Raw genomic sequence first — 13450 nt, 5'->3', positions numbered from 1 at the left:
CGTGGCTTTCTCTGTTCAGAATTTGAAGTTGGCGGCGGACAACAGCGCGGCGCAGGAGACGTTGAGTAGCTGGGCCAACGGGCGGGCACGCTGCGCGCCGGAACTGCCATCGGGGTCGATGTTGACGACGGCATTTGCGCCGGACGCCGTGCAGCTCACATGGCCGCTGGCCAGCGGGTCCGCCGACGCGATGCTCAACGACGTGAACAGCTTTGTCAGTACCAGCGTGTCCTTTCCAGGCACGAAGTCGGTAATGGTGTCGCCAGCGTCCAGCATGTTGCTATAGACGAACTGATTCATGCCGCCCTTGCCGGTCAACGTGTCGCGCCCCAGGCCGCCTTCGATGACATCGTCGCCATCCGTGCCGACGATGACGTCGTTGCCCGCAGTCCCGTCGAGCTTCTTGACGATGCTCAACCCGATCAGCACCGGGTCATGGTCCGACGCACGGAACACATTCGGCTGGTACCAGTCATTGCCGGCGGCCTTGTCCTCCGTGTTGTAGTCGGTCCAGGCGGGTTCGTCGGCATTGATGTGCCAGCTGGTGGCGCCCACGGTCTTGGCGGCAATGCTGGCGGTGCCCAGGGCGTGGTCCAGGCGGCCGGCACCGGCGTCGAAGACATAGCTGTAGTCGGCCGGGTCGAACTTGGCCACCAGGTCGACGATGCCGCCGTTGGCCAGCAGCTCCATCGGGTCTTCCTTGGCATAGGCGTTCATGTCGCCGACGAGGATGACGTCCTCGGTCTGGGCCGTGGCCTTGACGGTGGGCAGCCAGGCCAGCAGGCGCTGGGCCTGGTCCTTGCGGGTCTGGTTGTGGCAGCCCTGCAGGTCGCCCTGGTCGGCGTTGAGGCCCGAGCCGCAGCTGCCCTTGCTCTTGAGGTGGTTGACCATGACGGCGAACTTCTCGCCGTTGGCGGCGACGAAGCCCTGCGCAAAGGTCGGGCGGCTGTTGACGGCGTTGGTGTCGGACATCGACGCGCCGATCAGGCCCAGCTTGCCCGGCTTGTAGATCATCGCCACGCGGATGGCGTCACTGCCGGTGCCGGCGGCCGGCAGCGGCACGGCGGCATAGGTGTTGGCGCCCAGCATGGCGTTCAGGCCATTGACCAGGTCCTGCACGGCGAAGTTGCTGCCGCTGTTCTGGATCTCCATCAGGCCGACGACGTCGGCGTTCATGCCCGAGAGCATGCCCAGGATCTTGGTGCGCTGGCGGTTGAACTCGGCCAGCGTGTTGGCGCCGCGGCAGTTGCTGCCGCAGCTCGGGCTGCCGGGCACGAAGGCGCCGCCGCTGCCGCTGGTGAAGTAGTTCAGCACGTTGGCGCTGCCGATGCGGATGTTGCCGCCCACCGCCGGTGCGAGGGTGGGGCGGGCCAGCGGGCGCGCGAACACCGGCGCTGCCGTCGGGTGGATCTTGTACGACAGCGGGCCGTTGGCCGAGTCGGTGGCCGGGCCGAAATCGACGACGCCGGTCACGCCCTCGACGGTGTCACCGCCGCGCACGGTGCCGTCCTGCCAGAGGTAGGGCGTCGGGTTGGGGAACTTGAGCGCGCTGCCGTCATCCAGCACGACGCTGCGGGCCAGGTTGGCCGCCAGCAGGGCGTGGGCATCCGGGCCGGGCCGCAACACGTTGGTGGGCGTCAGCGTGCGGCCGCCGGCCGAGACGGTCAGCTGGCCCCAGCTGCCGACGAAGTTGGTCTGGTTGACGGTCAGCGTGTCGGTGATCTGGACCAACATGCCCTCGTAGCGTTCCATGTCGGACTGGCTGGCCAGGCTGGCCAGGCTGACCGGCATCGGCTGGGGCAGCTGGTTGCCCGAGCTGATGATGCTGATGGCGGAGACGTTGGTCAGCTCGGTCAACGGGTTGGCCTGGCTGGCCGCGCTGGTCGACACCGAGTACTCCATCACCTTGGCCGAGACGGTGATGCGGTCGCCCACAGCGACCGTGGGCGCCGTGCTGGTGAAGACGAAGATGCCGTCCGATGTGGCGGCGTCGCCGTCGCCCAGCGGATCCTGCAGGTAAAAACCGTTGTTGAGCAGCTTGGTGACGATGCCGCTGGTGGTGACGCTGGCGCCGTCCATCGGGCTCTTGGCACCCGCGCCCTGGATGGCCGGGATGCTGACCACGCCGCTGACGGTCAGCTTGAAGCTGCAACTGGCCGTCTGCGCTTCGTCGTTGTCCCACTTCAGGCTGAGGTTGTAGCTGCCGGCAGCCAGCGTGTTGGACACGTTGAAGGCCTGCGTTGCGGGCACGTCGTCGGCGCTGGAAGCGACGAAGCTGTCGAGCGTCACGCCGCCGGGCAGGCTGCCGACGACGGTCGCGGCGGTCACGCGACTGTCGCTGTCCTTGGCGCTGACGGTGAAGCTGGAGGCGGTGCCGTTGACGGCGACCTGGTCGGGGCAGCTCGGCACGATGGGCGCATTGCCGCCGCCACCGCCGCCGCAAAGATTCAGCGGGCTGCTGGTGTTGCGCGGCGCCGGTGTGCCGCGGCTGAAGTCGCTGGCGTTGTCGTCGCTGTCGGTGCACCCGTTGGCGGCACGGAACAGGCTGGTCGCGCTGGTGGCGGCGATGGAGGCCGCGCCCTCGAAGAAGTTGGCCGTGCCATAGCCCAGCAGGTCGACGATCAGCGCCAGCTGGCTGGCGTTGCAGACATTGGAGCCGCCGTTGCAGCCGATGCTGCCGGTCTGGCTGGCGAGGATCACCTTGCCATTGGTGCCCGACAGGTCGGTCGTACCGGTCGCGTCGGCGGTGATCAGATCCGCGCCGGTCGCGCTGGTGGGGCCGAGCTTGACCAGGTAGTACTGACCGGGCTGCAGCGTCACGCTGGTCAGCGGCACGGCGACGAAGTTGCCGGTGCCGGTCGCGCTGGCGTACTGCACCGACATGCCGCCGAGCGCCACGGGAGCGGCCCCGGCGTTGAACAGCTCGACGTAGTCGTTCTTGTAGACATTGCCATTGCCGCCGTAGACCTGGCTGATGACGACGCCGTTGGCCGAAGCCAGCACGGCCGGCGCGGCGAAGGCCGCTGCAAGGAAGGACACCAGAGGTTTGAGGCGCATGACTATTTAGTAAAAATTACCGCGATGGGCGGCGATGCTAACGAGCGTCTGTGACGGTTTGGCCCCGCGCATTCGGGGGGGTGACCTCGGGCATCATCCGGGCCCATGTCACCTGCACTGCTTTTGATCGGGGTTCTCACCTACTTCGCCCTGCTGTTGGTGCTGGCGCGGTGCGTCTCGCACGGTTCCGGGGCTGAGGGTTTCTACGTGGGGGGCAGGGAAAGTCCCTGGCCGGTCGTCGCCTTCGGAATGATCGGCACGTCGCTGTCCGGCGTCACTTTCATCAGCGTGCCGGGCTCGGTGGCGGTCAACGGCTTCACCTATCTGCAGATCGTCATCGGCCAGTTGGCCGGCTATGCCGTCATCGCCTTCGTGCTGCTGCCGGCCTATCACCGGCTCAGGCTGGCCTCCATCTACGGCCTGCTCGGCGAGCGGCTGGGCCCGGCCGCTCAGCGCCTGGGTTCGGCCTTTTTCATCCTGAGCCGCACGCTGGGCGCGACGGCGCGGCTCTATCTCGTCGTGGCGGTGCTGCACACGTTGATCCTGGCGCCGCTGGGCGTGCCCTTTGCCATCGGCGCGGCGGTGGTGCTGGCGATGATCCTGCTCTACACCGTCGAGGGTGGCGTGAAGGCGCTGGTCTGGACGGACACGCTGCAGACCGCCGGCATGCTGACGGGCCTGTTCGTCTGCATCGCGCTGCTGTGGCAGACCGGCGCCCTGGCCCAACTCGACGCCGCCGGCCTGAGCCGCGTCTGGGTCGGCGACCCATTGAGCCGCGACTTCTCCGCCAAGGCCCTGCTGGCCGGCATGTTCATCGCCATCGCGATGACGGGGCTGGATCAGGAAATGATGCAGAAGAGCCTGTCGGTGGCCAAGCTGCGCGACGCGCAGAAGAACCTGCTGGTGTTGGCCGTGCTGATGCTGATCGTCGTCGGCGCCTTCCTGCTGCTGGGCGGGCTGCTGACCCTGTTTGCGCAAGCCAACGGCATCGCGGTCAAGGGCGATGCGCTCTTCCCCACCGTCGTCATGCAGCACCTGCCGGGCTGGGTGCAGATCGTCTTCGTGCTGGCCCTGGTGTCGGCCCTGCTGCCCAGCGCCGACGGCGCGCTGACGGCCCTGACTGCCAGCACCTGTCTGGACCTGCTGCGCGTACCGCGCGAGGACACGCGCACGCGGCGGCGGGTGCATTACGGCTTCGCGCTGCTCTTCCTCGCGCTGGTGCTGGGCTTCAAGGCGCTGGACAGCACCAGCATGATCTATCTGATCCTGAAGCTGGCGGGCTACACCTACGGGCCGCTGCTGGGGCTGTTCGCATTCGCGATGTTCACGCCGCGGGCCGTGTCGGGGCGGGCCCTGGTGGCGGTCTGCATTGCCGCGCCGTTGCTGTGCGCGGTGCTGGACTTCGGGCAGCCTTGGCGTGGGTACCAGATCGGGTTGGAGCTGTTGCTGTTGAACGGGCTGCTGACCTGGCTCGGGCTCTACCTGGTCAGGTCGAGCGATGCACGGGTGCCGCTGGCGTCGTCCAGGCCGAACAGATGACACTGAGGGAGGGCGGGGCCGTGGGCGGCGAGACGAAAGTGCGACAAGCGACTGCCGCGGACTTGCCGCGGCTGTGCGAGGCGAGGAACACCGACCGCCTGTTCAGGGCCTATCTGCATGAGTGCGATGGTCAAAGGGCCTATTTCCTGTTGGCCGAGACCGCGGGGCGCATCGCCGGGTTCGGCCTGCTCTACCTGGACGTCACCAAGAACGGCAAGAAGAAGTCGCGGCTGCCGAAGCTGAGCGACCTGTATGTCGTCGAGCAATACCGACGCAGGGGCGTCGCCACGGCATTGATCCAGGCCCGGGAGGACATCGCCCGGCGGCATGGTCATGCGGAGCTCTACGTCAGCATCGACCCGTTCGAAAGCCCGGAAATGCGCTTGCTGGCCCACAAGCTCGGGTATGAGGCATTGCAAAGCGAGCCTTATCGCGCCTGCGCTGTTCATCACGACACCCAGGGCGTGGCGTCTGAAAAAACCTACTTCCGGCTGGACTTCAAAAAATGCCTGACATGACGCCGCGTAGCCTGGCCACGATGCTCGCCGCCTTCGTGCGCGAACACTGGCGCAACTATGCGGCGGCGGGCGCCATGCTCAGCTGCATCGCCGCGCTGACGGTCTGGATCCCGCGCCAGGTCGGCCATGTCGTCGACGACCTGGTGGCCGGCGGGCTCCAGGGCGACGCCCTGCTGAAGCAGCTCGGCCTGCTGGTGCTGGCCGGCCTCGTCATCTACCTGCTGCGTGCGGGCTGGCGGTTGACCTTGTTCAAGGCGTCCTTCCGCCTCGGCGCGCGGCTGCGCACGCGGCTGTATGGGCGGCTCGCGCTGCAAGGGCCTGCTTACTTCCAGTCTCAGCGCACGGGCGACCTGATGGCGCTGGCGACCAACGACATCGACACCGTCGAGCAGGCCGCGGGCGAGGCCATGCTGGCGGGTTTCGACGGCACACAGACGCTGGTGCTGGTGCTGGCCATGATGACGATCGGCATCGACTGGCGCCTGGGCCTGGCGGCGCTCGTGCCCTTCCCGCTGATGGCCCTGGCCTTCTGGTGGATCTCGCGGCACCTGCACCAGGCCGCGCAGGATTCGCTCGGCGCCTTCAGCGGCCTGAACCAGCAGGTGCAGGAGAGCCTGTCCGGCGTGCGCACCGTGCGGGCGCTGGGCCTGGTGGCGCGCAGCGAGGGGCAGTTCGGCGAGCTGGCCGGCAAGGCCGCCGAGGCGACCTTCCGCTCGCAACGCTGGGAGGCTGCCTACGAGCCAGCCGTCGGCATGACGCTGTCCGCCGCGTTCGCCATCGCGTTGGGTGTCGGCGGCTGGCTGGTGGCGCGCGGCGAGCTGAGCATCGGCCAGCTGACCGCCTTCACGATGTACCTGGGCCAGCTGATCTGGCCGATGTTCGCGGCCGGCTGGGTGCTGGCCCTGCTGGAACGCGGCCGCGCGGCCTGGGCGCGGCTGGCGCCGGTGCTGGACGCGCCGCTGACGCTGGCCGATGAGGGCAGGGCGGCCTTGGCGGGCTCAGCGGCCGACACGACGCTGCGGGCCGAGGGGCTGACCTTTGCCTTCCCCGGTGCCAAGCGGCCGGCGCTGGAAGGCGTGGACATCACGCTCGCACCCGGCCGCACGCTGGGCATCGTCGGCGCCACCGGCGCGGGCAAGTCGACGCTGGAGCGCCTGCTGCTGCGCCAGGCGGAGCCCGATGCGGGCCGGCTGACGCTGGGCGGCGTGGCGCTGCCCGAGCTGCCGCTGGCCACCTTGCGCGCCCACATCGCCTGGGTGCCGCAGGAGCCCTTTTTGTTCTCGGCCTCGGTGGCCGACAACATCGCGCTGGCAAGACCTGGCGCCACGCCGGCCGAGATCGAAGCCGCCGCCCGCCTGGCCTCGGTGCACGACGACATCGCGCGCCTGCCGCACGGATACGCGACCGAGGTCGGCGAGCGCGGCGTGACGCTGTCGGGCGGCCAGCGCCAGCGGGTGGCCATCGCGCGGGCGCTGCTGTCCGACGCTTCGCTGCTGGTGCTGGACGACGCGCTGTCGGCGGTAGACACCGGCACCGAGACCGACATCCTCAGCCACCTGCGCGAGCTGCGCGCGGCGCGCCCCGACCGCAGCGTCATCGTCATCGCGCACCGGCTGTCGGCGGTGATGGATGCCGACGAGGTCATCGTGCTCAAGCAGGGCCATGTCATCGAGCGCGGCACTCATCAGCAACTGCTGGCATTGGGTGGCTGGTACGCGGCGCAATGGCGCTATCAACAGATCGAGGCCAGCCTTGAAGCCGCTTGAGATGAAAACCAAAGGCAACCACAGAGGCACAGAGACACCGAGGAACGCGCAGAGGCCTTCCCTTCGCATCTCTGTGCCTCTGTGGTTGCATTTCCGTACCCGTTTCATCCGCTGCGTGTGGCGCATGGCGCCATGGACAACTGAAATGACGAAGGACCCAGTGCCCGCCTCGCCCTGGCAAAGCGTCGGCCTGCTGCTCGACGCCGCCAAGCCCGAGAAGCCCCATCTCATCCGCGGCGGCCTCTGGCTGGTCGCTGCGGCGGCCCTCGAAGTGCTTGCCCCCATCCTCGGCAAGCGCTACATCGACCACCACCTCTTGCCGCGCCAGTTCGACATCACCGAGATGGCCACGCTGCTGGCGCTGATGCTGCTGACCGGCTGGGCGGCGAGCTGGATCCGCTATGCCCAGCTGTCGCGCATGGCCGGCGTGGCGCGGCGCTCGGTCCTGCGGCTGCGCGAGCGGGTCTATGCCCATGTGCTGGCCCTGCCCATGGCCTTCTTCGACAAGGCCATCACCGGCCAGCTGGTCAGCCGCGTCACCAACGACACCGAGGCCGTCAACCAGTTGTACCGGCAAGTCCTCTACGTGATGCTGGACTCGACCATCGTCGTTGCCGGCTCGCTGGTGGCCATGGCCTTTCTCGACTGGCGGCTGATGCTGATCGTCGCCACCCTGGTGCCGGTCATGGTCGTCATCATCCTGGCCTATCAGAAGCTGTCCGCACCTGCGGTGCAGCGCACCCGCCAGCTGCGCAGCGACATCAATGCGCAGATGGCCGAGAGCATGGCGGGCATGGCGGTGCTGCAGGCCAGCGGCGCGGCGGGGCGCTTCGGCGCGCGCTTCGAAACGACCAATGCCGAGCACCGCCTCTCGCGCATTGCCGAGCTGCGCGCCAACGCCTGGCTGCTGCGCCCGGCGCTGGACCTGATGAATGTGCTGCTGCTCGTCACCGTCATCTACGCCTTCGGCCGGCGCGAGCTGGTGGGGCCGATGGGCGTGCTGGAGGTGGGCCTGCTCTACGCCTTCCTCAGCTACATCGCCCGCGTGGTCGAGCCGCTGATCCAGATCACCATGCAGTTCGGCCAGCTCCAGCAGTCCATGGTGGCGGCCTCGCGCGTGCGCTCGCTGCTGGAGGAGGACGAACATCGCGGCCTGGCCCAGGACGGCCGCGCCATCGCGCAGGGCGGCATCCGCATCGAGGGCATCAGCTTCGGCTACGACCCCGCGCGCCCGGTGTTGCACGGCGTGGATGTGGACATCGCGCCCGGCAGCTTTGTCGGCATCGTCGGCCACACCGGCAGCGGCAAGAGCACGCTGCTGTCGCTGCTGCTGCGCTTCTACACGGCGCAGGCCGGGCGCATCACGGTGGATGGCCAGCCGCTGGCCAGCGTGCCCGATGCGGCCTTCCGCGACGCGGTGGGCCTGGTGCCGCAGGAGCCCTATCTGATGTCGGCCAGCGTGCGCGACAACATCGCGATGGGCCGGCCGGGCATTGCCGAGGCGGACATCCAGGCCGCAGCCAAAGCAGCCCGGGCACACGACTTCATCAGCGCGCTGCCGCAGGGCTACGACACCTTGCTCGGCGAAGGCGGCGCCCGCGTGTCCACCGGCGAGAAGCAGCTGCTGGCCATGGCCCGCGCCCTGGCCGGTGCGCCGCGCATCCTGTTCCTGGACGAGGCCACCAGCAACATCGACAGCGCGACGGAGCAGCGCGTGGGCGAGGCGCTGACGGCGCTGCGCGGGCGCGTGACGGTGGTGGCCATCGCGCACCGGCTGTCCACCATCCGCGCGGCCGACCAGATCCTGGTGCTCAATCACGGCCACCTGCAGGAGCGCGGCAGCCACGAGGCCCTGATGGCGCTGGACGGCGGCCTGTACCGCCGCCTGGTGGAACTGCAGACGCTGGAGCAGGCCGAGGAGGAGGACGGCGGTGTTGCCCGCGTGGGCCAGCACGTAGGTCCGAACTCGGTTGCCGAGCGGGCTGGGGCCGGCCTGCCGGGACCGGGTTGAAGGGTCAGCGACGAGCGCCGCCGAGGCTCTGGTGATGGGCTCCTGAGGGCGCGGTTAAGCAGACGTGGCGGCGATGGTTTCACACGGTGGGGGACGGTTTGAGGCTGGAAGCGGTCAGTCGCCAGTGGCTGCTTGGATGGTCACCTGGTGGCAGCCCAACTAACGACTTGAGGGTGTCTGAGGAATCCGGGGCTATTCGTCCCAGTAGCGGCGCTGAAGCGGTTGCGACCGTTCTCCGTAGGTAGACTCCGTGCACGTGGCCGCTCAAGCGCCATGGCTGGAAAGGGGGGATGGAGCGCATGCGCCGAAGAGCGCGGCCTCCCAGGCGATGGCGAAGTCAGCATCAGTGCCGCGCAAGCCGCGGAAGAACAGCTTTGAAGTGAAGCGCGGGGTAGTGCCTCCGTCATCGCTTGTTCTCCATTTCTCCCCTGACCAGTGGGAAAAGTTCATTGAGGAAGCCTGCCTGCAACGCAAGCTCCCCAACGCAGCCACGTATGCGGCTGTGAAGCAGCTCGGTGGCGCAGGTGACGGCGGCCGCGACGTTGAGGCACGACTGGTCCCAGCGCTCGTGGCCGGTCAGTGGGACCTCTATCAGGCAAAGCACTACAGCGCCGGCATCACGCCCTCGGAGTTTTTCCCTGAGTTGGCGAAGTTCTTCCTGCAGCTTGTTGCGGGCACCTACCCGGCACCGCGCCAATACCTGCTGTGCGCGCCGCGAGGCGTTGGCAATGATTTGCATAACCTCCTCAGCAAGCCGTCGGAGCTTAAGCAGCGCTTCCTTGATGACTGGACTGCGGGCAAGACTGGACTGCAGGGGCGGAGCGCAGAGCTCACACCAAAGGTAAAGACCGTCATTGGCACCTACGACTTCTCGACCATCGTGGAGTGCCAGTTGCGCGACCTTCTGGAGTGGCACGCGCTCAATCGAGCCAAGCACTTCGAGTTGTTCGGCGTTGAAGCTGAACGTGGCGACGACCCAACCACTCCTGCTGTTCCGACAACGGCCGAGCATGCCTACGTTGACGAGCTGCGCCGGCTGTACGAGGAGCATGCTGGGAAGCCGATGACCCTCCCCGAGGTGCTTCAGGAACAGCGCTACCAGGAGCATCTGCAGAGCCACCGTGCGCTCTTCTACTGCGCGGAGGGGCTGAAGATGTTCAGCCGCGACCTCTACGGCGAAGAGGAGTTCAACACCCTGATTGATATGGTGCTGGTGGGTGTCCGCCCTAGCGTAAATAGCCTCAAGCACAAGTCTGGAGAAGAGCGCCTCGATGCGGGGCTGTCTTCGGTCGTGGGGCTGAAGGTCAACGATAGCGTCCTGTCGCCACGGCTGCGTCCGGGAGACCTTCCGGGCACGTGCCACCACTTGGCCAATCAGGGGAAGCTGACATGGGTCAAATGAAGCCCACCAGGCGTCGTGCGCTACCAGTGTTCAACTCACCGTTCGAGTTGGGCATCCGCATGGTCTACCTGCTGCAGTCACTTGGGCCGCGAGGTGCCGATCTGCAGAAGCTCGTGCTCTTGGACTACGCCATCGTCTACTCGGCGGACTTGAATGGGCCGAGCAGCCTGCATACCCCGGTCCCCTTCCGCGGAGCAGAGCTCCTGAGTCGCCGAGAGCTCATCGAACAAGGTCTGTACCTGATGAGCACACGAGGTCTGGTCACGGCCTCGTGGGATGACAACGGCATCACGTACCACGCTGGCGAGGCATCGAGGTCGATGACCTCTTCGCTGACGTCGACGTACCTGCGGAAGCTGGAAACGCGATGTGAATGGGTCGCTCGGCATTTCCGGGACTCTGACTCGGCCGACCTGACCAAGCAGTTCGCTGACAGCGGCCATCTCTGGGGCGCCGAACTCGAGACGGCGGCATCTAACCTGGAGGTCTCGTGGCAATTGTCCTGAAGCGTCTCAAGTCCATTGGTCCGGACAGGGAAGACGCGGTACTCGAGTTCGGCGAGAAGCGAACCCTCATCCGAGGCCCCAGCGACACCGGGAAGTCCTACATCCGCGATTGCCTCTGGTTCTTGCTTGGCGGAGACAAATTACCAAAGAAGTTTCCGCTCGCCGAGCGCTACCAAGAACTGCTGCTGCGCTTCGAAAGTGAGGGCTTTGAGTACGAGGTGCGTCGGGCACTGATTGGCGGCCAGCCGACGGTGTACGTCCGAGCGATGGGCAACGAGGAGGAACTGGCGTTCGAGCCACTCGACGACGACATCGGTGAACTTCTGGTCGAGCGCAGCGGTGCCCATGGTAAGCAAATCATCCGGTCTTTGAGTGAACGTGGCGCGGTGACTGGCGACGATGTTCGCCATTGGGCTCTGTGGTCCCAGACAGCCATTCTGAGCGAGAACCCAACCAGTGGTGAGGGCTTCGCAGTTACCAAGAGAACGGCCTCGTTCAGCTTGTTCCTAACCGGCGTTGACGACGCCAAGGTGGAGCTGCGGAAGAAGACGTCTGAGGTCGAGCGCATCAAGGGTCAACTGTCGTCCGCCGAGGACGCACTGGCGCGCGTACAGATAGGGCTGCCCAAGGACGTTAAGCGAGTCGACGTTTCAGATGCGCTTGAACGGGTCGATGAGGTCCTGGTGGCGATGTCCTCCCAGTACGACCAGCGTGCCGCCAAGCTGCGCGAACTGCGCCGCGAGATTGCGGATGCATCGGACCAGTTAGCACGAGCCACGAACAGCCGAAATCACGCCAAATCCATGATTGGCCGATTCGAGCTGTTGGAGCAGAAGTACTCGAACGACTTGGAACGGCTCGGGGCGGCACACGAGGGCGTGGCTTTCTTCGAAGAGCTTCCCGCTGTTCCTTGCCCCCTTTGCAGGACGCCTACCGCAGCTCAGACGGAAGCGCAGGACGCGAAGCCTGAGACAGCAGGTCGATACAGGGCTGCTATCAACGCGGAGGCCGGAAAGATTCGAGGGCTTCGCACCGGCCTCTTGACCGCCCTGGAAGGGGAGCGTCGCCGCTTTGGCTCTTGGCAAGCCGATGTGGACCGGTTCAGCAGCGAGCTGAATGCACTGCAGAACCGAGAGGCGATGGTGATGCAGGGCACGCGCATCGAGTTCTCCGCCGACCCCAAGCAGTTGGCGGTCCGCCGCACTGAACTCTCCGCTCAGCTTGCCATCTTCGATGAGATGGAGCGCCTCCAGGTCGAGATTGAGCGGCTCAAAAAGCAGAAGCTGCGCCCGAAGGTCCATGTGAACCGCGATGGCGGCACGTCCGGGCGCTCTGTCGCGAATACGGCGCTGGGCTACTTGACGCATTGGGGATTCACGGACATCGAAAACATTTCTCTCGATGCGGAGGCATGCGACCTAGTGCTGAACGACCGCACCCGGCTCAGCTTCGGCGCCGGACTGCGCGCTCTGTATCTGTCCGCGCTTGTCATCGCACTGATGGAGCACGCACTTGAGCAGGGACATCCGCACCTTGGCGTCGTGGTCATCGACTCGCCCCTGAAGGCCTACGCGGACCCTGACTCGGATGAAACGCACGACGTCCCTGTCGCGACGGTCACGGAGAAGTTCTACGCGTGGCTGGCAGAGTTCTCAGGCCGCGGCCAAATCATCGTGCTTGAGAACGAGCGAATTTCCGCAGAGACCGCTGAAAAGCTCAAGCCGATTCAGTTCACGAAGAAGCCTGGTGTCGGCCGGTCCGGCTTCTATCCCCATCGGGTTGTTGGGCCGTCTCAGCCGCTGACGCCGGCTGACGATGACGGCCCTGACGCGGCCGACGACTGAGACAGCTCAATTCCCATCCCGGTCGAAATAGAGAAGTCTTCCTGGCACTCGCGGTTGTGTTTCGAAATTGTCCGACCGCCTTACGGCAACGATATCGGTGAGTCAAGGACCGCACCCGCTGCATAGGGGCCAGCTAGCCGGACTCCCTGCCTGCCCCTACGCATCGCGTCATCGGACATCTGAAATCGAGCCATCGACATCCAGCTTCGGCGTCCAAGCCGCCCGCCTGTCCGCGCGCAACCGTCAGTTCAAGGCGTAGGTGTCAAGCTCTCCTAGGCCTACCTCACCAGCGGCCGGATGCGCGTGAACCCGCCGTCCACCGGCAAGACCTGGCCCGTCAGCCGGTCGGCCGCGTCGGACAGCAGCCAGGCCATCACGCCGGCCACCTGCTCGGCGGTCTGCACGCCGCCCAGCGGGTATTGCTTGCCGGCGCCTTCGCGCATGGCGGGCTGCTTGAGCATGGCGGCCGTCATCGGCGTGTCCGTCATGCCGGGTGCGACCGCATTGATGCGCAGGCCTAGCGGCGCGTAGGTGGCCGCCGCGCTGCGCACCAGGGCCTCGATGCCGCCCTTGGCGGCGGCAATTGCCTCGTGGTTGGCCACGCCGATGCCGGCCACGACCGAGCTGACCAGCACGGCTGCGCCCGGTTGCGCAGGCTCACGCATGGCCTCCACCCAGGCGCCCAGGGTGAACAGCGCGCTTTCCAGGTTGATGCGCAGTACCTCGCGCACTTGCTCGGCCCGGCTGCGGTGCAGCGGCGCGATCAGCGTGCTGCCCACGCAATGGGCCAGGCGCGTGGGCACGCCG

Annotated in this window: 9 protein-coding genes; 7 read left to right on the top strand and 2 right to left on the bottom strand. The window is 66.7% G+C overall.

What is annotated here, in order from left to right; genetic code table 11:
• Nucleotides 1-15 precede the first annotated feature (15 nt).
• Complete coding sequence (locus ACT6S0_RS06205) at nucleotides 16-3057, bottom strand: ExeM/NucH family extracellular endonuclease (protein ID WP_444763017.1); 3042 nt, start codon at nucleotides 3055-3057, stop codon at nucleotides 16-18.
• 105 nt (nucleotides 3058-3162) lie between these two features.
• Between ACT6S0_RS06205 and ACT6S0_RS06200 the strand changes: the two genes are divergently transcribed.
• The 7 genes from ACT6S0_RS06200 to ACT6S0_RS06170 all read left to right on the top strand — a co-directional run bounded on the left by ACT6S0_RS06200 (nucleotide 3163) and on the right by ACT6S0_RS06170 (nucleotide 12643).
• On the top strand, nucleotides 3163-4596 hold the full coding sequence (locus ACT6S0_RS06200; RefSeq protein ID WP_444763016.1) for a sodium:solute symporter: 1434 nt from the start codon (nucleotides 3163-3165) through the stop codon (nucleotides 4594-4596).
• A gap of 20 nt (nucleotides 4597-4616) precedes the next feature.
• Nucleotides 4617-5114, top strand: a complete 498-nt coding sequence (locus ACT6S0_RS06195) for a GNAT family N-acetyltransferase (RefSeq protein ID WP_444763015.1) — start codon at nucleotides 4617-4619, stop codon at nucleotides 5112-5114.
• Complete coding sequence (locus tag ACT6S0_RS06190; protein WP_444763014.1) at nucleotides 5111-6880, top strand: ABC transporter ATP-binding protein; 1770 nt, start codon at nucleotides 5111-5113, stop codon at nucleotides 6878-6880. Before ACT6S0_RS06195 ends, ACT6S0_RS06190 begins: the two co-directional genes overlap by 4 nt.
• A 145-nt stretch (nucleotides 6881-7025) precedes the next feature.
• Nucleotides 7026-8891 (top strand): ABC transporter ATP-binding protein, encoded by a 1866-nt coding sequence (locus ACT6S0_RS06185; RefSeq protein WP_444763013.1) that lies wholly within the window; start codon nucleotides 7026-7028, stop codon nucleotides 8889-8891.
• Nucleotides 8892-9147: 256 nt separating this feature from the next.
• Entirely contained in the window at nucleotides 9148-10293 is a 1146-nt protein-coding gene (locus tag ACT6S0_RS06180; protein WP_444763012.1) for an ABC-three component system protein, read from the top strand.
• Entirely contained in the window at nucleotides 10290-10799 is a 510-nt protein-coding gene (locus ACT6S0_RS06175) for an ABC-three component system middle component 2 (RefSeq protein ID WP_444763011.1), read from the top strand. The genes ACT6S0_RS06180 and ACT6S0_RS06175 overlap by 4 nt, the downstream gene beginning before the upstream one ends.
• Nucleotides 10784-12643: a hypothetical protein gene (locus ACT6S0_RS06170; RefSeq protein WP_444763010.1), complete on the top strand. Its 1860-nt coding sequence runs from the start codon at nucleotides 10784-10786 to the stop codon at nucleotides 12641-12643. Before ACT6S0_RS06175 ends, ACT6S0_RS06170 begins: the two co-directional genes overlap by 16 nt.
• Before the next feature lie 278 nt (nucleotides 12644-12921).
• Here the strand turns inward: ACT6S0_RS06170 and ACT6S0_RS06165 are convergent.
• Nucleotides 12922-13450, bottom strand: a 529-nt coding sequence (locus ACT6S0_RS06165) for an SDR family NAD(P)-dependent oxidoreductase (protein WP_444763009.1), incomplete at its 5' end; no start/stop codon positions are given.

The organism is Roseateles sp. (assembly GCF_052436255.1).
Classification (GTDB): Bacteria; Pseudomonadota; Gammaproteobacteria; order Burkholderiales; family Burkholderiaceae_C; genus Pelomonas.
The sequence above is the reverse complement of the archived record's forward strand: the minus strand, read 5'-3'. Positions and strand labels throughout refer to the sequence as shown.